This is a genomic window from Amycolatopsis sp. NPDC005003, assembly GCF_053600695.1.
On sequence record NZ_JBSGAI010000008.1, the window covers coordinates 202025 to 218732 of the forward strand.

Here is a 16708-nt window from a genome sequence, read left to right on the forward strand (position 1 = left end):
ACCCCTCGCAGGAGAAGCAGCATGAGCAGCACCATCCTCGTCACCGGCGCGTCGAGCGGTTTCGGCGCCCTCACCGTCCGAGGGCTCGCGGACGCCGGCCACCGCGTGTACGCGGCCATGCGCGGCACGAAGGAGCACAACAAGGCCACGGTGGCGGACCTCGACGGCTACGCACGGGACAGGCGCGTCGACCTGCACGCCGTCGAACTGGACGTCACCTCGACGGCTCCGCGGATGCGGCGGTCGCCGAGGTCCTCGCCGCGGTCGGCGGCCTGGACACGGTCGTGCACAACGCCGGGCACATGACGTGGGGCCCCGCCGAGGCGTTCACGCCCGAGCAGTACCTCGACCTCTACAACATGAACGTCGTCGGCGCCCAGCGACTCAACCGCGCCGCACTGCCGCACCTGCGCGCACAGGGCAGCGGCCTGCTTGTCTGAGTCGGCAGCTCCAGCACGCACTCCGGCGCCTCGCCCTACTTCGGCCCGTACTTCGCGTCGAAGGCCGCGATGGATTCCCTCACCGTCACCTACGCCGCCGAAGTCGTCAAGTACGGCATCGACTCCGCGCTGGTCATCCCCGGCGCGTACACGAGCGGGACGAACCACTTCGCCCACGCCACCCACCCCGCGGACGAACAGGTCGGGGCGGTCTACGAGAAGGTCTACGGCCCACTCATAGACGAATTCACCCAACGCCTCGCGGACTACGTCCCCGTCGACGCCGACGCCGGCAAAGTCGCTGATGCGATCGTCGAGATCGTCGGCATGCCCGCCTTCACCCGCCTGCTGCGCACCTACGTCGACCCGTCCCACGACGGCAGCGAAGTCGTGGTCACTGTCGCCGACCGGATCCGCGTCCAATACCTGCGCGAACTCGGGCCGCGCGAACTGCTGACTCCCGGCAGCGACCATTGACCGGCGCTCGAAACCTCTGCAAAGGACGTCCCGCATGTCTCCCGTCACTTCCCGCGTGCTACAAATCGCCGAGGCCGGCAGCACCGACTTCCAACTCCTCGACGTCGAGGTCCCCGACCCAGGCCACGGCCACGTCCGGGTCGTCGTCGAGGCTTGCGGCATCTGTCATTCCGACGCCGTCATGCTCGCCGGACACGTGCCGGGCATGCGGTTCCCCGCCGTCGTGGGCCACGAGCTCGCGGGCCGCGTCGAGTCGATCGGCGACCACGTCGAGGGCTGGCAGGTCGGCGACCGCGTCGCCGTCGGCTGGTGGGCCGGCAGCTGCGGTCACTGCGAAGCCTGCCGCGCCGGCGACGGCAACAACTGCCCCGACCGGCAGGTGCCCGGGCTCTCGTTCCAGGGCGGATACGCCGACTACGTCGTGGTCCCCGCCGTGGGCCTCGCCCGGATCCCGGACGGCCTGACCGCTGCCGAAGCAGCCCCCATGGGCTGCGCCGGCGTCACCGTGTTCGACGCGCTGCGCACGTCTTCCGCTCAGCCCGGCGACCTCGTCGCCGTCCTCGGCATCGGCGGCCTCGGCCACCTCGGCGTGCAGTTCGCCGCCAAGATGGGCTTCCGCGTCGCCGCCATCGCCCGCGGCGCCGACAAAGCGGACCTCGCCCTGCAGCTGGGCGCGGACCGCTACCTCGACTTCCAGGCCGAGAACGTCGCCGAGGTACTCATTCAGCTCGGCGGAGCCAAAGCCATCCTCGCTACCGCCGCCAACGCCGAGGCCATGTCGGTCGCCTTCGAGGGTCTCGGCCGCCGCGGCGAGCTCATCGCCGTCGGCATCTCCGCGGACGCCCTGGCCGTGAGCCCGGTCCAGCTGGTGAACAACATGCGCCGTATCCGCGGGGCCGCCGCCGGCACCTCCCTCGTCGTCGAAGAGACGATGCGGTTCGCCGCGCAGACGGGCGTGCGCGCGTGGACCGAGGAAGCCTCTTTGGAGGACACCCAGAAAGCGTTTGCGAAAATGCTGTCGGGCGAGGCCCGGTTCAAAATTGTCCTCACCACGGGAAACTGACGTTCGGCTTCACCCGGCGCCAGAGCACAATGAAAAATCCACCGAAAAGGAACACCGTGGACGTATCCACCTTGCACACCCTGACCGAAGACCTCGCGGCGTTTCTCTCCGAAATCACCCGGAGCGACCTCGCGCGGCCAGTAGAGGCAACCGGCGGCGACGTAAGCGATCTGTACCGACGACTCATCAACGCGAACACCAGCGTGGCGGCCGCCATTTCGGGCACGGCGATTTCGGGCGGCCAGTGGATCGACCCGATCACCAAGGCCGCATTCGACGGCTCAAGCGATATCCACGGCGGCTGCGGACTCGAGGTGGGCTACCGGCAGACGGCGCACCTCATGGAGAACGCCTTCGAATCCGTGACCGAGGGAGCCCTGCGCGTACGGGGCGAAGGAATACCGGAAATCGATGTCGCGACCCTTTACGAGGACCAGATCAGCAGCACCGTCATCCACACCTGGGATGTCGCCCACGTCCTGGGATTGCCACACCAGCCCGCCCCGGAAATCGCGCAGCGAATGTTGCAGGCCGGCATCCCGCGCGCCGCGCGAACCCCTTCACCCCACGAAGACGCCACAACAGCGCTCGACGTAGCCGGCAGCAGCATTTTCTTCGACTGCGTGCTCAAACTGGCCGGCCGAACGACGTGAAACCCGCGGCCGGCCGCGAGCGAACCGCAGCCACGTTCCAGCGAGCGCGCAGCGCGGAGCAGCGGGAGGAGCGGCGCCGCACGATCCTCGGGATGCTCGACGAGATGCCGGTGGCCGAGGTGACCCTCAACGAGCTCAGCCGCCGGGTCGGGCTGGCCAAGTCGAACGTGCTGCGCTACTTCGAATCCCGCGAAGCCGTGCTGCTCGAACTGCTGGACCGCGCGCTCGGGACCTGGCTCGCCGAGGTGGCGGTGGAGCTGGCCGGCGGCGTCGATCCGAGCCGCAACGTGTCCGTGGATGTCGCGGTGCGCTTCAAGCGTTCCGCGCTCGCGGGGCTCGACGAGATGGCCGAGCTCGTCCGCCGGTACGTACCCGAGACCGGGGAGGAGGCCAAGTCGGCGTGCTTCCTGGCGATGATCCTGACCGGTGGCCTGTGGACGCAGGGCCGACCCTCGGCCAGCATGCTCGCCGCCTACGAGCAGGACCCGGCATCGGCCGAGTTCCGCGTGGAGCTGCACCGGCCTTGGAGCATGGCCTCGCCACGCTGATCGCGGGAGCTGTCACGCGGAACAGCTGACCCGGCCGACCGTGACGCAAAGCCGAGCTTCCATCGAGTCACGATCCGCGGCCTCGGATCGAGCGGTCAGCTGCCGGTGACCTCGGTCCAGGTGGGACGATCGCGGAGCGGCGCCTCCGGCGTGTCCGCGTCTCACCCGTGACCTGATCGGGCAGTTTGTTCGTTGTCCGAGCCCGTTCGCGCGGAGGACACCTCAGTGACCGGGAACCACCCGAGTTCTCCGTCGAGACCGGTGCCCGCGCGGATCGCTGGGATCGCGAACGGCTCAATCGGAGGTCAGGCCGCAGAGCCTCGTCATTAGGGCGCCGCGCTTTCTCGTCAGGGTGTCGTGACCAGCGCAAACAGCTAGGTTGAGGGGAAAGCTTGAGAGTGAAGGTGTTCTGCGGGATCGACTGGGCCGAGAGCCACCACGACGTCGCCCTGGTCGACGCCGAAGGGGCTCTGGTGGCCAAGCGCCGGATCGACGACTCGGCCGACGGCTTCGCTGAACTGCTGGCCATGCTCGCCGACGCCGGCGACACAACGACCGACCCGATCCCGGTGGCGATCGAGACCCCGCGCGGCCTGCTGGTCGCCGGCCTGCGCCAGACCGGGCGACGGGTCTACTCGATCAACCCGATGGCGGTGGCCCGCTATCGCGAGCGACACAGCGTCTCGCGCAAGAAGTCCGACCACGTCGATGCGATGACCTTGGCCAACATCCTGCGCACCGACGCCCACGCGCACCGGCCACTGCCTGCCGACAGCGAACTGGTCCAGGCCGTCGCGGTGCTGTCCCGCGCGACCCAGGACGCCATCTGGCGGCGATCCCGCGCCACCCAGGAGCTCCGCGCAGTGCTGCGCGAGTACTACCCCGGCTTCCTCGCCGCATTCGCCAAAGGCAGCGCCACCAACCTCGCGAGTGCAGAAGCACCCGGACCACGCGATCATAACCAGCTTCCCCGGGACTGGCCGATCTGTCCGGCGCGCGCGTCCTGGGCGAGATCGGCGACGATCGTGCACGCTTCACCGACGCCCGATCCCTCAAGGCCTACGCCGGATCAGCACCGGTCACCCGCGCCTCGGGCCGCAGCATCTCCATCACCCGCCGCACTGTGAAGAACGACCGTCTCAACGCTGCCGGCTTCGTCTGGGCCTTCGCCAGCATCGGCCGAGCCGGCGCACCACGCGACCACTACCACCGCCGCCGAGCACACGGCGACCGGCACGCCGCCGCCCTGCGACACCTGTTCAACCGCTTCCTCGGACAGCTCCACCACTGCCTTCAGACCGGCCAAACCTACGACCCAGCCAAGGCCTTCGACCCCGCACTCTGCACACCAACCGCGGCCGCGGCTTGACAGTTAGCAGGATCGGAGGTCTATCAGCACCTGTCCCAGCCGGCCGGTTCAGGGCAGCTGGATCGACTTCAGCTCATAGAACTCCTCGATTCCGTGTCTGCCCAGTTCGCGGCCGTTGCCCGACTGTTTGAACCCGCCGAAGGGCGCGGCGACGTTGAAATCGGCGCCGTTGACGTCGATCTGACCGGTTCTGATCCGGCGGGCGACGGCGACGGCCTCCTCGGTGGTTGCCGCCCACACCCCGCCGTGCAGTCCGTAGATCGAGTCGTTGGCGATGGCGACGGCTTCGTCGACGGTGTCGTAGGCGTGGATGACCAGAACGGGCCCGAAGATCTCCTCACGTGCGATGGTCATGTCGGGGGTGACGTCGGAGAACACGGTGGCGCGCGCATAGGCGCCGTGGCGCGCGTCAGCCGGTCGCCCTGGGCCGCCGTGGACAAGCCGGGCTCCCTGGGCCAAGCCCTGGGCGATGTAGCTCTGCACGGTGTCGAACTGCCGCTTGCTGATCAGGGGCCCCAGGGTCGGTTCGACGGCCGCGGCCTGGTCGGCGGCGATGCGTTCGGCCGCCACCAGCAGGGGGCGCGGGACCAGCAGGCGTGTCCAGGCGTTGCAGCACTGCCCGGAGTTGGTCATGCAGTAGTCGACGCTGTGGCGCACAGCGCGGTCGAGGTCCGCGCCGGGCAACACGATGCTGGCCGACTTCCCGCCCAGCTCCAGGGCGACTCGCTTGACGGTGGGAGCCGCGGCCTGCGCGACGATGCTGCCGGCGCGGGTCGAACCGGTGAAGGACACCATGTCCACGGCGGGATGGCCGGCCAGCGCCTGCCCTACCGCCACTCCGGTGCCCGGGACGAGGTTGAACACCCCGGCGGGCAGCCCGGCGTCGTGGAGCAGCTCGGTGAACCGGTAACTCGACAACGGTGTCAGCTCCGAGGGCTTGGCCACGACCGTGCATCCCGCGGCGATGGCCGGGATGACCTTGGCGACCAGCTGGTAGAGGGGGTAGTTCCACGGCAGGATCGCCGCGACCACCCCGACGGGTTCCTTGACCACCAGCGACGAACCGATGACCTCGTCGTCCTGCGCCGCGCCTTCCTCCGCGACGCGCGCGATGTCGGCGATGATCGCCAGCGGGGTGCCGACGTGCTCCTGGCGGGCGAAATCCAGCGGTGAGCCCATCTCGAGATGGATGAGCTGCGCGAGTTCGCCGGCGGCGGCCGTGCACAGCGTGTGCAGGGTGCGCAGGATCTCGCCGCGTTGGCGCGGACTCGACCGCGACCAGGTGTCGTACGCGGTCACGGCCGCCGACACCGCGGTGTCGACCTCGGCCGGGCCGCACGACGGCACGACGGCCACGACCTCCCCGGTCGACGGGCTCACGACCTCGCTACGCGCGGTCGTAGCCGGGCTGACCCACTGACCGTCGACGTAGATGCGGTCGTGGACGCGTACGGCCGGGGGATAGCCGACCTGTGAGTGGTTCATCGGGTGAACACCGTCTTTCCGCTAATTAGCTGTAGATCACGGGATGACCAGGACCTTGCCCATGACGTCGCCGCGTTCCAGTCGCCGCAGCCCTTCCTCGGCTTCCGACAACGCGACTCGGGAGTCGATGACGGGCTTGATGGCGTTGCTCTCGACGAACCGCAGCAGCCGTCGCAGCTCGTCGCGGGTGCCCATGGTCGACCCCAGCACCCGCAGTTGCAGGAAGAACACCCGGTTCAGGTCGGCCGAGGGCGCCGGTCCGGTGGTCGCACCGCACGTCACCACCGCACCACCGGGTTTGAGCGAGCGAAGTGAGTGCTGCCAGGTCGCGGCGCCCACGTTGTCGATGACCGCGTCGACCTTCTCGGGCAGCCTGGCGTCCGGCTCGAAGGCCTGGTCGGCGCCGAGAGCGATCGCCGCGTCCCGTTTCTCCGCGCTGCGGCTGGTGATCCAGACCCGGATGCCCGCGGCCCTGGCCAGCACGACGCACGCCGTGGACACGCCGCCACCGGCACCCTGGACGAGCACGGTGGAGCCGGGAGGCAGCTGTGCCTTCACGAACAGCATCCGGTAGGCGGTCAGCCACGCGGTCGGCATGCACGCGGCGTCCTCGAAGCTCATCGACGCGGGCTTGGGAACCAGGTTGCGGCGCGGCACACTGATCCGCTCGGCCAGTGTGCCGTCATGGACCTCCGACAACAGCGACCGTTTCGGGTCCAGTGTGTCGTCGCCGGACCAGTCCGGTGCGCACACCACCGAGTGCACCACCACCTCGTTGCCGTCCTCGTCAACGCCGGCGGCGTCGCCGCCCAGGATCATCGGCAGCTGCTCGGGCTTGAGTCCGACCCCCCGCAACGACCACAGGTCGTGGTGGTTGAGCGCGGCCGCCTTCACCGTCACCGTGCACCACCCGTCGCGGCGGGCCGGCTCCGGGCGCTCACCCACCGTCAGGCCGGCCAGGGGGGCGTCGGGATTGATCGACGATACGTAGGCCGCGAGCATGGATTCCCTTCCAGGTCGAGTTGATCTCACGCATGTCCGTCAGCGGGTTGGGCCGTGAGGACGATCAGGGCGTCGACAGCGTGGGCGCTGCCGTCCGGCGCGCAAATGATCGGGTTGATGTCTATTTCGCTCACCCGAGTCTGGTCGTGCGCCACCGCCGCCATGGCCTGCAACGCCGCGGCGACCGGTGTGTGCCAGCGTTCGAGTCCGGCGGCGCGAATCACGGAGCGCATCAACTCGGGCGACAGCGGACCGGCGAAGGCGAGTGGCTCGGTTCTTTCGACGTCGGCGCCACCTCGACCGAGCGCGAACGTGGGTCCCCACGTCGGATCACGCACCATCCCGCAGAACGCCTCGAGACCCGGGGGCACCTGCTCGGCCACGAGGACCCGCCCGCCCAGCTTCGTGGCGGCATCGCGGACCGCCTCGGCGGTGTGCAGGTCGAGGACGACCCCGCCCTCGCGTGCCTTGTGCGCCGGGCCGTCTTTTTTGACCACGACCGGGAACCCGAGGTCGCGAGCCGCTTCGACGGCCTCGTCCGGCGACCCGGCGCGAACCCGTCGAGCGAACGTGACCCCCGCCTGCTCCAACGCCATGGCGGAGTCGAACTCGGGCAACGGACCATCGGGTCGAGCGGCGAACTGTTCGGCCGTGCCTGCCGGCAGCGCCGCCAGCACGGCCTGGGTTGGGTGTGCACTCACCGCGTGCCAGCGCGTCGCCGTGGCTATCGCGGTGAGACCCGAGCCGATTCCCTTGAGCAGGCAGACATTGTGGGCGGCGGCGTAGCGGGCCAGTTCGTCAGGTGGATCGGTGTGGTGAACCGTGGTGACGGCGGTGAAGGTGTTCGTCCGTCGTCCCGCCTCCGCCAGTGTTTCGACGACGGCGGCACACCATGCCTGCTCGCCGGCACCGCGGTGGCGTGACAGGTCGACCTGCGCGAGCAGGATGTCGTAGGCGCCGGCGTCGGCCAGTGCTTCGATCGAGGTCGAGAAAGCGGCCACCGGCTCGGCGATGGCCCACGGGTCGACGGGGTTGCTCAGTGGCAGCAGCGGCAGTGCCGCACCCAGCCGGTCTCGCGTGTGGGGCGGCAACTCCGGGAACGACAGACCGGCACGCTCGGCGTGGTCGCCGAGCAGGGCCGCCTCGGCACCGGACTCCGTGACCGCGCCGATCCGGGTTCCGCGTGGACGTGGCACGGTGGCGAACACCTGGACCAGCTCGATCATGTCCGGTAGGTCGTCGACCTGAACGGCGCCGTGGGAGCGCAGCACCGCGGAGAAAGCCGCGTGCGACCCGACGATCGCACCCGTGTGTGCCAGCGCGGCCCGGCGTGCCTGTTCGCTGCGCCCGATCTTCAGGCAGACAACCGGCTTGTCGGCCTCCGCCGCCGCTCTCAACGCGGCACGGAACGCGTCCGGGCGCCGCACCGTCTCCAGGAAGACCGCGATCACCCGCGTGCCTGGGTCCGCGGCGAAGTAGGCGATCCAGTCGGCCGCGTCCCGGTTGAGCTCCGCGCCACACGACAACACGCCGCGGTAGCCCAGTCGCGGGCCGAGCGCGACGAAGGCGTCGGCGATCGAACCCGACTGACTCACCACGGCCACCGGGCCGGGGGTGAAGGACGGCGGAAGCGTTCCGATCCATGCCGAAGGCAGCCCCGGCGACGCCACACCCATGCAGTTCGGCCCGAGGACGGCCGCGCCGGCGTCCTCCGCGAGACGGCGAAGCTCGGCAATGGTGTCCTGGCCGGCGGTTCCGGACTCGGCGCCGAGCCCTGGCACCACGAACGACCGCACGCCGATCTCCAGCGCGTCGCGCATGACGGACGCGATCGCCGACGGGCCGACCGCCAGCACGGCCAGCTCAGGCGGTGTCCGGAGCGCCGCCATCGAAGGCACGCAGCGCAGGCCGGCGACCTCGGTGCTGGTGGGGTGGACGCCGATGGCATCGCGCGTTCCACGCTGGACGTTGGTGACGAGTGCGACGTTGCGCGCCGACGCGCCGACGAGCGCGATCGACCGAGGTGCCAGGATGGCGCGCAACCCGGCCGTGCGTGGCTGCTCGCCTTCGTGTTCGCCTGGCCGCGTTCCGGAACGGGAAGCGTAGTGCTGTGTGGTCACTGGTGTGAAACCGCCGTGACGAAATCACGGAAGTTCTGCGCGAAGAGATCGATGTCCGCCTGGTCGTGCTGGGCCGACAGCAACCATTGCTCGACCTTGCCCCACGGAGGCAGGAACGCTCCCCCGTTGTGTTGCACGAGCCAGTGCGCGTGACTGTACCGATCGTCCACACCGAGAAAGTCACGGAAGTCGCGGACGGGCTCGGGTTTGAAGGTCACACAACCCTTGGCGCCGACGCTGACGACGTTCCACCGCACCCCGGCGTGGGCGATGGCCTGCTCCATCTGCTCGCGCAGCGACAAGGCGAGCGCGTCGAGTCGTGCATACGTGTGGTCGGTGAGGACCTCGGACAAGGTGGCGCGTGCGGCGGCCATAGCCAGCGGGTTGCCGTTGAAGGTGCCGACTTGCACGTACCTGCCGTCGACGATCGCGGCCATCACCTCGCGGGTGCCGCCGATGGCCGCGACCGCGATGCCGCCGCCGAGGGCCTTGGCCAGGCAGACGATGTCCGGGACGACGCCGTAGCGCCCGGTGGCGCCACTGGGTCCGGTGGTGAACCCGGTCTTGACCTCGTCGAAGGTCAGGAGAGCGCCGTGTTTGTGCAACAGGTCGCGCAGGCCCGCCAGATAACCCGGATCCGGGGGAATGATGCCCGCGTTCATCATCACCGGCTCGACGATCATGCCCGCGATCCGGCCCTCGTGTTCGGCGAGGGCACGCTCGACAGCCGCCAGGTCGTTGAACGGGACGATGACGGCGAGATCCGCGATGACCCGGGGAATCCCGCCGTTGGCGATGACCCGGTTGGGGTGCTCACGGCCGCCGATCTCGGCGGCGTCGGGCATGACCGAAACCTGCACCGCATCGTGGTGGCCGTGGTAGCCGCCCTCGACCTTGAGGAACAGGTCGCGCCCCGTGACGGTGCGCATCAGGTGGATGGCGTCCATCGTGGACTCGGTGCCGGAGTTGCCGAAACGCCACAACGGCAGGTCGAAACGGCGGGCCAGTTCCCCAGCCACCCAGATGGCGTCCTCCGTCGGCTGCGCGAAATGCGTCCCACGCCGCACCCGGTCCGAGACCGCCTCGACGATGGCGGGGTGGGCATGGCCGGCGATCGAGGCGCCGTACCCGCCATGCATGTCGACGTACTCGTTGCCGTCGACGTCGTAGACCTTCGAACCCGCGCCGTGGCTCAACCACACGGCCTGCGGCTTCGCGATCTGCCAGCTCGACGTCGCGCCACCGGCCAGCACCTGCTCCGCCTCGCGGACCAGCTCCGCGCTACGCGGCTGGCGCTTCAGGAAGATCTCTTGCTGCTCGGAGATGACCTGATCCACCGCGTCGACGACGTGCGGATCCTGGGGCCTGGACATGGGAACCTACCCTCGACGATGATTTGAATGAACGTTCAGACAAGACTTGCAGGCGCCGGAATGGTCTGTCAAGGGGTGCGGCACCCCTCCACTGAACTGCGACAGGAGGACCCGCGAGCGTCACGAGGTCGATTCGCGTCGGCTCTGGTCCCTGTGGATCGACGCCTGGTCACAGGCCACCCGACACCAGGAGGTCGCCACTCGCGCAGCCCAGGACCAGCGGTGGCGCACCATGATCGCCAGGATCGCCGGGGAGCTGCCGATCACCCGCCGCGACATCGAACGGTTCGCTGTCGGCTTCGCCGCCATCCTGGACGGGCTCATGATCCAGACGGCACTCGACGACCCGAACGTCGACGCCGAGCTCGCCCGCGATCTGGCCATGTCCTACGCCTCCGCCGCCCTGGGGTGGTGACGCCGGCCAGCCCGCACCACTCAGCCGGTCGCGGCGGGATCCGGGTCCTTCGGCGTGCTCGCCACCGGCGGGGAGGCCGTGCGGACCCGGGCGGCGCGGACATATCCGAGGACGCCGAGGGCCAGCAGCACCGCCAGCGTGCCGAGGGTGAAGGACTCGAAGGCGCCCCGGGAGACACCCCACTTCTCCCCGAAGTCGTAGTCGATGCCGAGCAATCCCTCGAGAGTGCCCGGGAACAGCGCCACCCAGGAACCCAGCACGACCCAGCCGGTGGCGACGTAGGCGAGTAGCGAGAAGATGCGATCGGAGACCGGCAGCCGGTACGACGTCGCATCGGCCGGTCGGTGCCGGCGCAGTTTCGCCGCGGCCGGGATCATGAGCAGGTAGGCCATCAGGTAAGTGCTGACGCAGAGGCTCAACGTCACCTTGAACACGGCTCCGGCGGTGCCCGCCACCATGTTCATCGCCGCGACCAGGAACAGCGAAGCGACCAGCCCGGTGAGCACGTTGATCCGCAGCGGGGTGCCGAGCCGCCGGGAGAACACTCCGAAGAAGCCGCCGAAGAAGGCGCCGTCGGCGGCGGCCGTAGCCTGGGTGCGGTCGCTGACGATCATCCAGGCGGAGCCCTGGCCGATCAGCACCAGCACGAACGCCACCGCGGTCACGGTGATCATCACGTCCGCGGCGCCACCGTAGACGGAGTACACGGTGACGATGGCGTCCATCAGCCCGGACACGCCGGTGATCGCCGAACTCGGCAGCACGACGAGGATCGCCGCGATCGGCAGGAGATAGCAGGCGGCCGCGACGGCCGCGGAGCGGGCCAGGGAGACCGGCACGTCGCGGGCGGCGGAGCGCATCTCGCCTCCCGCGCCGTTCCCGGCCTCGAAACCGAGGAACGAGTAGAGCAGCACCGGCACCAGGCCGAGGAAGCCGACGGTGCTGGGCGCGAGGTCGCCGAAGCCGATGCCCTGCACGCCGTGCCGGGCCGCGTAGATGACCGTGGTGCCGACGAAGAACACCAGCATGGTGACCTTGGCGATCGCGCTCACCGTCGGCAGCCACTTGCCGCGCCTGAGGCTGATGATCGCCGAGGAGATGGTGATCCAGATGAAGACCAGCTTGAACAGGTAGTCGGCTACTCCTCCACTGGGCAGGTGCCCGACGAACCTTGTCCAGGTCTCGAAGGCCAGAAAGGCCATCGAACCTCCGATCCACACGGGAACGGTGACCCAGTAGAGGATCGTCGCGACGGCCGCGGCGATCCGTCCGAATGCCGCCTTGACCCACACATAGGGACCTCCCTCATCGGTGTGCAGCGCACCGATCTCCGCGAAGACCATCGCGTACGGGAGCAGAAAGGTGATGGCCAGTACCACGATCCAGGTGATGGTCTGCCCACCGAAGCTCGAGACCTGCCCGAGGACCTCGATCGAGACGACTGCGGCGATGAGCAGGAACACCAGGTCGACGCGACCCAACGTTCGGTGCAGCCTGCCCTGTTGTTCGGCGGCCAGATCGGTGGTGAGTAGCGAGCGCTCTGTCATGGCACCACCCATGTTTGAATGAATGTTCAGTGAGCTCGGACTGTAGGATGGACCGAACGCTCGTGCAAGACCTTGACCTCAAGTTTCAACTGAACCTTCATTCAGTCTTGTCCGGTGTCAATGTCCGATTTAAACTGCATGTTCAGTCAAAGCCCTCTGACCACCGGCCGCGATCGTCGCGACGCGGGCGGCGTCGCCGTTCGGCGCACTTGAACGTGCTGACACCACAACTGGCTGGAGACCTGGATGAGTGAACAAGACAGTTCAGCGCTGCCGCGCCGCGCCGTGTTGGCGGCCGGACTGGTGGTGTCCACGTCCGTGTTGGTGCCCACCGACACGGCTTCAGCCAGAAGCCGGGCGGCCGACACCGTCTTTCTCAACGGGCAGGTGCTGCTCTATCCGGAGCGCGGGAATCTCATGTCCCATGACGTCGCCTGGGCCGGCGCCGTGGCGGTGAAGGATGACCGCATCGCGTTCGTCGGCAGCAGCCGCGACGCGCGACGGTTGATCGGCCCCAGGACCCGGGTGATCGACCTGGACGGCAGGATGTTGATGCCGGGGTTGGGCGAGGGGCACCTCCACAGCGGGGCACGGGGCACGTGCCGGATGGACTACGAGGGCGGGACGGTCGAGGCGGTGCTGGCCAAGCTCAAGGCCTGCCTGCTCCGCGCCGACCAGGCACCGCATCTCAAGACCAACTACGTGTTGTCCGCGACCCAGTTCAACGTCAACGGAATGCTGCCGCGCGGCACGACGCTGACCCGCCACCACCTCGACCGGCTCGGCAAGAACCCGTCCGAGGACGAGTTCGGCACGGGGACGACCCGGCCGATCGTCGTCGGCGACATGGGCGAGCACCAGCGTTTCACCAACACCAAGGCGATCCGGAACGCGGGCCTCGACGCGAACACCCCCCAGCCGCCGGGCGGCTTCATCGGCCGCGACCCGGACGGATACCCCAACGGCCAGTTCGCCGACTTCTCCGCCGACTGGGGTCCCTTCCCCGACGGAGGGGCCGAGGAGGACGGGGCGCTCGAGGACTACCGGAACGCGAACCGTGTCGGGATCACCTCCATCCAGCACCCCGGCTTCGCGGCGTCGCCCGAGCTGAAGCAGCTGGCCGATGACGGGAAGCTCACCGTACGCGTCAACCAGGCCATCTCGGCCGACGCGGTCCGGGGCGAGAGGGATCCGGCCGTCCTCGACAAGGTCATCGCCGAACTGAACGCCGTGCGCGCCGAGTACGACGGCTACCGCAGCCCGGCGAGCCCCGGCGACATCACGGTCGACACCGTGAAGATCTTCGCCGACGGCGTGGCGGAGTACCCCGGGCAGACCGCGGCGATGATCGAGCCGTACCGGAAGAACATCGGGACACCGCAGAACCCGGTCTTCGTACCGGGTGACCGGCGGGGCGAGGACCCGTCGTGCTCGGACGCGACGCTCGGGTTCGCCAAGCTGGACGAAGCACGCTGGTCTCTCCACGTGCACGCGATCGGGGACCGAGCGGTGCGCGAGGCACTCGACAACATCGCGGCGATCAACGCGCGGAACCCGCGGTGGGACCGCCGCGCGACGATCGCACACAACGAGTTCGTCCGCGACGACGACATCCGGCGGTTCGGCCGGCTCGGGGTCGTGGCGAGCATGTCGCCGGTCTGGTTCGAGCGCAACATGTGGACGATCGACGCGACCGAGGGATACCTCGCCCCCGAGTCGATGGCCGAGATCTACCCCGCCGGCCGCCTGGTCAGGGCGGGCGCGATCCTGGCCATCGGCAACGACTGGCCGGTCACTCCCCCGTGGCAGCCGTGGACGGCGATCGAGCAGGCCACGACCCGGCAAGGACGGGCCGACCCGAAGCGCGCGATCTACGAGGGCCGGCTCGGCGAGCACAACATGGTCACCTTCCCGCAGGCGGTGAAGGCGGCGACGATCGGCGTCGCCTACCAGATGCATCGCGACGACGAGACCGGGTCGATCAGGGAGGGGAAGCTCGCCGACCTGATCGTGCTCGACCACGACCAACGTGGCCTGTTCGACGTGTCCCGCGCCCTCCGGCACGGCGACCCGCACGCTCGCAGCAAGCACATGCAGCTCGTGTTCGACGCGAACGTCGCCGCGACGAAGACGCTGCTGACGATGGTCGGCGGCAAGATCGTGTACACCGACCCGGCATTCGCATCGTAGTCCCTACCCGACACCTCCGGTTCGTCCACTTCGGACGGAAGTCGTTGTTCGACGCGTGATACAGGTCTGCGCCGGCTCCGAAGCAGTCCCGCGAAACCAGCCGGCCGGCGGGGGTCGGTACCGCCGACCGGCAGGTCGGCTACCGCCAGTCGGCAGGGGTCGAAGGGCGTAGATGTGATCTACGATGTTTACCTGTCCATCACGTATTTCGGCATCAAGCAGAGGAGTTGGGACTGTGTTGTCCCCCAAAGCAAAGATCGCTGTGTCAGGACTGCTGGCGACTGCTGCCGTTGCCACCGGTGTGGGAGCGACCCCCGCCGGCGCCGCAACGGAGACCGTCACCGTGACCATCCAGGTCACTCACAACAGCGTTGCGAAGTACCCGTCGGTGATCTACCGCGTCGTGGGTGAGCGCTTTTACCAGTGCTCGGCTGCTTCGCAGGGCACCCCGACCATCGAGATGGTGGCCCCCAAGGGTGCGACGATCCGCCTTGTCTCGACCATGGGGTGCTACAGCGGCGCCTTCGGTGGCACGGCAGACGTGGTGGCCGACGACACCAAGACCGTTCAGGTTTCGCTCTGACCCAGGGCCGGAGACAGCCGGGGTCGGCCCCGCAGGCAACACGTCACCGGGCCCTCCGGTGAGACGGGTTTCGAGATCGAGCCGGCCTTCGAGGATCTGGTTGCCCGACTCGACGCGCCGACCGCCGCGACGAGATTGCCGTTGCGGCAGTCTCGTCGCGACGGTCGGGACGCAGCAGCTCCAGTCCCATCGCCTCGGTCAGCAGCTTGAACTCCTTGCCCGAGCGATCCTGTTGAGACGGTCGGAACCCCTTGTTCAACAACCAAACGACCGCCAAGGCTGATCGCATCACTCTTCGTTCCAACGCAACTGCTACGGCGCCTTCAACTACGGCGGCGCCCGCGCCGAATACAACGGCCAGCTCATCGAGCTCTCGATCTGAGCCCGCGGACCTGGCCAAGCTGGGCGACGGCGACGTTGTCCACCAGGGCAGCGACACCAACAGCCAAGGCCCGGCCAGCAAGGCTCGGGTCGCTCGCAGTTGCCGCAGGGCACCGCGGAACCCGCTCCGGCTGCGGCTCCGCCCCGGCCGGAGCGGCGTGCTCGGCCTCCAGCGCGACCAACGTGGCCAAGTCACCTCGGGCCAGGCACAGTGATCATCTTGGGGAGCACGACGACCGCATACATGCCCCGAAAGCACCGCGCCATGGCGTGGCGAGATCCAGGCAGCTCATGCCCAAGTAGCCGGCGCTCAGGCGTCCGCCGACGTGGACCGAGTGGCGCCGCGCAAGGACTCGTCGATGCGGGCGATCACCGAATCCGTGACCGCGCCGAAGATGGCCCGTTCGGTCACCTCGGCGAGGTGGGTGGCATGCGCGCGAGCGGCCGGGTACTCCTGCTGCGGGAGGACCGCGTAGATCCTGGTCCAGGCGCTGGCGTCCTTCTCCCGCAACTGCGGGTCCAAGGCTTGAATGCCCGCCTTCATCCCGCACATCGCCAGCAGCGAGTCGACGAACAGCCGGTAGTGCAAGACGGTCTGCTCCGGGGAAAGCCCGGTCTCCGCGAGCGTGGACACCAGCAGTTCGACCATCTTCCGCTCGCCCGGCCCGCCGGTGGTCCGGAAGAACGCCAGCGAATAGAAGGCCGGGTGCGCCTCGCAGGACTGCCAGGTCCGGTCGGCGACCGCGCGCAGGACGCCCCGCCAGTCCAGCCCGTCGAGGCCCGGCTCGATGGCCGCGTAGGCGATCCCGATGATCCGGTCCAGGCACGCCAGGACGAGGTCGTCCTTGTCCCGGAAGTACCGGTAGAACGCGGTCGCGTTGACCCCCAGCTCCTCCCCGAGCCGGCGCATGGTCAAGGCCGCGGCGCCTTCCCGTTCGGCCAGCTCGAGCGCCCTGTCGACGATCAAGTCCGCACTGAGCGCGCTCGTGCGGCCGCGCCGGGCCCGTGATCCGTTCGCGCCGCCGGGCTGTCGTTCGGTCATGTCACCTCCCCGTTTCACCG

General features: G+C 68.9%; 15 protein-coding genes and 2 pseudogenes. 10 read left to right on the top strand and 7 right to left on the bottom strand.

The features are described from left to right. Positions 1–21: 21 nt before the first annotated feature. The 7 genes and pseudogenes from ACWED2_RS12650 to ACWED2_RS12680 all read left to right on the top strand — a co-directional run bounded on the left by ACWED2_RS12650 (position 22) and on the right by ACWED2_RS12680 (position 4550). Positions 22–306: an SDR family NAD(P)-dependent oxidoreductase gene (locus tag ACWED2_RS12650; RefSeq protein ID WP_449690573.1), complete on the top strand. Its 285-nt coding sequence runs from the start codon at positions 22–24 to the stop codon at positions 304–306. Then, complete coding sequence (locus tag ACWED2_RS12655) at positions 285–440, top strand: hypothetical protein (protein ID WP_449690574.1); 156 nt, start codon at positions 285–287, stop codon at positions 438–440. The genes ACWED2_RS12650 and ACWED2_RS12655 overlap by 22 nt, the downstream gene beginning before the upstream one ends. A gap of 69 nt (positions 441–509) precedes the next feature. After that, positions 510–917, top strand: coding sequence for a hypothetical protein (locus tag ACWED2_RS12660; protein ID WP_449690575.1), 408 nt, complete (start codon positions 510–512; stop codon positions 915–917). Between the two features lie 34 nt (positions 918–951). Then, entirely contained in the window at positions 952–1980 is a 1029-nt protein-coding gene (locus ACWED2_RS12665) for an alcohol dehydrogenase catalytic domain-containing protein (protein ID WP_449690576.1), read from the top strand. A gap of 56 nt (positions 1981–2036) precedes the next feature. Continuing rightward, on the top strand, positions 2037–2633 hold the full coding sequence (locus tag ACWED2_RS12670; protein ID WP_449690577.1) for a hypothetical protein: 597 nt from the start codon (positions 2037–2039) through the stop codon (positions 2631–2633). Further along, the gene (locus tag ACWED2_RS12675) at positions 2630–3181 is read left to right on the top strand and encodes a TetR/AcrR family transcriptional regulator (RefSeq protein ID WP_449690578.1); all 552 of its coding nucleotides are present in this window, start codon (positions 2630–2632) and stop codon (positions 3179–3181) included. The genes ACWED2_RS12670 and ACWED2_RS12675 overlap by 4 nt, the downstream gene beginning before the upstream one ends. Before the next feature lie 398 nt (positions 3182–3579). Beyond that, positions 3580–4550: pseudogene (locus tag ACWED2_RS12680) on the top strand (IS110 family transposase). A gap of 48 nt (positions 4551–4598) precedes the next feature. On the opposite strand, the gene ACWED2_RS12685 reads toward ACWED2_RS12680, so the two are convergent. Genes ACWED2_RS12685 through ACWED2_RS12700 form a run of 4 tightly spaced genes read right to left on the bottom strand, consistent with a single transcriptional unit; the run spans position 4599 to position 10494 of the window. After that, a complete protein-coding gene (locus ACWED2_RS12685; protein WP_449690579.1) occupies positions 4599–6035 on the bottom strand; it encodes an aldehyde dehydrogenase family protein in 1437 nt (478 codons plus the stop codon). Positions 6036–6071: 36 nt separating this feature from the next. Beyond that, positions 6072–7037: a zinc-binding dehydrogenase gene (locus ACWED2_RS12690; protein ID WP_449690580.1), complete on the bottom strand. Its 966-nt coding sequence runs from the start codon at positions 7035–7037 to the stop codon at positions 6072–6074. Between the two features lie 26 nt (positions 7038–7063). Further along, on the bottom strand, positions 7064–9157 hold the full coding sequence (locus tag ACWED2_RS12695; protein WP_449690581.1) for an acetate--CoA ligase family protein: 2094 nt from the start codon (positions 9155–9157) through the stop codon (positions 7064–7066). Then, positions 9154–10494: an aspartate aminotransferase family protein gene (locus ACWED2_RS12700; protein WP_449690582.1), complete on the bottom strand. Its 1341-nt coding sequence runs from the start codon at positions 10492–10494 to the stop codon at positions 9154–9156. The genes ACWED2_RS12695 and ACWED2_RS12700 overlap by 4 nt, the downstream gene beginning before the upstream one ends. Before the next feature lie 82 nt (positions 10495–10576). On the opposite strand from ACWED2_RS12700, the gene ACWED2_RS12705 reads away from it, so the two are divergent. Next, complete coding sequence (locus tag ACWED2_RS12705) at positions 10577–10945, top strand: TetR family transcriptional regulator C-terminal domain-containing protein (protein ID WP_449690583.1); 369 nt, start codon at positions 10577–10579, stop codon at positions 10943–10945. A 20-nt stretch (positions 10946–10965) separates the two neighbouring features. Here the strand turns inward: ACWED2_RS12705 and ACWED2_RS12710 are convergent, their stop codons facing one another. Further along, on the bottom strand, positions 10966–12492 hold the full coding sequence (locus ACWED2_RS12710) for an APC family permease (protein ID WP_449690584.1): 1527 nt from the start codon (positions 12490–12492) through the stop codon (positions 10966–10968). Positions 12493–12738: 246 nt separating this feature from the next. Here ACWED2_RS12710 and ACWED2_RS12715 point away from each other — a divergent pair, with 246 nt between their 5' ends. Together ACWED2_RS12715 and ACWED2_RS12720 are read left to right on the top strand one after the other, a co-directional pair. Further along, a complete protein-coding gene (locus ACWED2_RS12715; protein WP_449690585.1) occupies positions 12739–14682 on the top strand; it encodes an amidohydrolase in 1944 nt (647 codons plus the stop codon). Positions 14683–15025: 343 nt separating this feature from the next. Then, positions 15026–15265, top strand: coding sequence for a hypothetical protein (locus ACWED2_RS12720; protein ID WP_449690626.1), 240 nt, complete (start codon positions 15026–15028; stop codon positions 15263–15265). A gap of 27 nt (positions 15266–15292) precedes the next feature. Here ACWED2_RS12720 and ACWED2_RS12725 read toward each other — a convergent pair. Together ACWED2_RS12725 and ACWED2_RS12730 are read right to left on the bottom strand one after the other, a co-directional pair. After that, positions 15293–15527: pseudogene (locus ACWED2_RS12725) on the bottom strand (hypothetical protein); the annotation flags it as partial. 429 nt (positions 15528–15956) lie between these two features. Continuing rightward, the gene (locus ACWED2_RS12730; protein WP_449690586.1) at positions 15957–16688 is read right to left on the bottom strand and encodes a TetR/AcrR family transcriptional regulator; all 732 of its coding nucleotides are present in this window, start codon (positions 16686–16688) and stop codon (positions 15957–15959) included. Between the last annotated feature and the right edge of the window lie 20 nt (positions 16689–16708).

What these genes read in the sequence shown, in the direction of transcription:
- ACWED2_RS12650 (WP_449690573.1), top strand. Translation starts at nt 22, where the DNA reads ATGAGCAGCACCATCCTCGTCACCGGCGCGTCGAGCGGTTTCGGCGCC.
- ACWED2_RS12660 (WP_449690575.1), top strand. Translation starts at nt 510, where the DNA reads ATGGATTCCCTCACCGTCACCTACGCCGCCGAAGTCGTCAAGTACGGC.
- ACWED2_RS12665 (WP_449690576.1), top strand. Translation starts at nt 952, where the DNA reads ATGTCTCCCGTCACTTCCCGCGTGCTACAAATCGCCGAGGCCGGCAGC.
- ACWED2_RS12685 (WP_449690579.1), bottom strand. Translation starts at nt 6,035, where the DNA reads ATGAACCACTCACAGGTCGGCTATCCCCCGGCCGTACGCGTCCACGAC.
- ACWED2_RS12690 (WP_449690580.1), bottom strand. Translation starts at nt 7,037, where the DNA reads ATGCTCGCGGCCTACGTATCGTCGATCAATCCCGACGCCCCCCTGGCC.
- ACWED2_RS12710 (WP_449690584.1), bottom strand. Translation starts at nt 12,492, where the DNA reads ATGACAGAGCGCTCGCTACTCACCACCGATCTGGCCGCCGAACAACAG.
- ACWED2_RS12715 (WP_449690585.1), top strand. Translation starts at nt 12,739, where the DNA reads ATGAGTGAACAAGACAGTTCAGCGCTGCCGCGCCGCGCCGTGTTGGCG.
- ACWED2_RS12730 (WP_449690586.1), bottom strand. Translation starts at nt 16,688, where the DNA reads ATGACCGAACGACAGCCCGGCGGCGCGAACGGATCACGGGCCCGGCGC.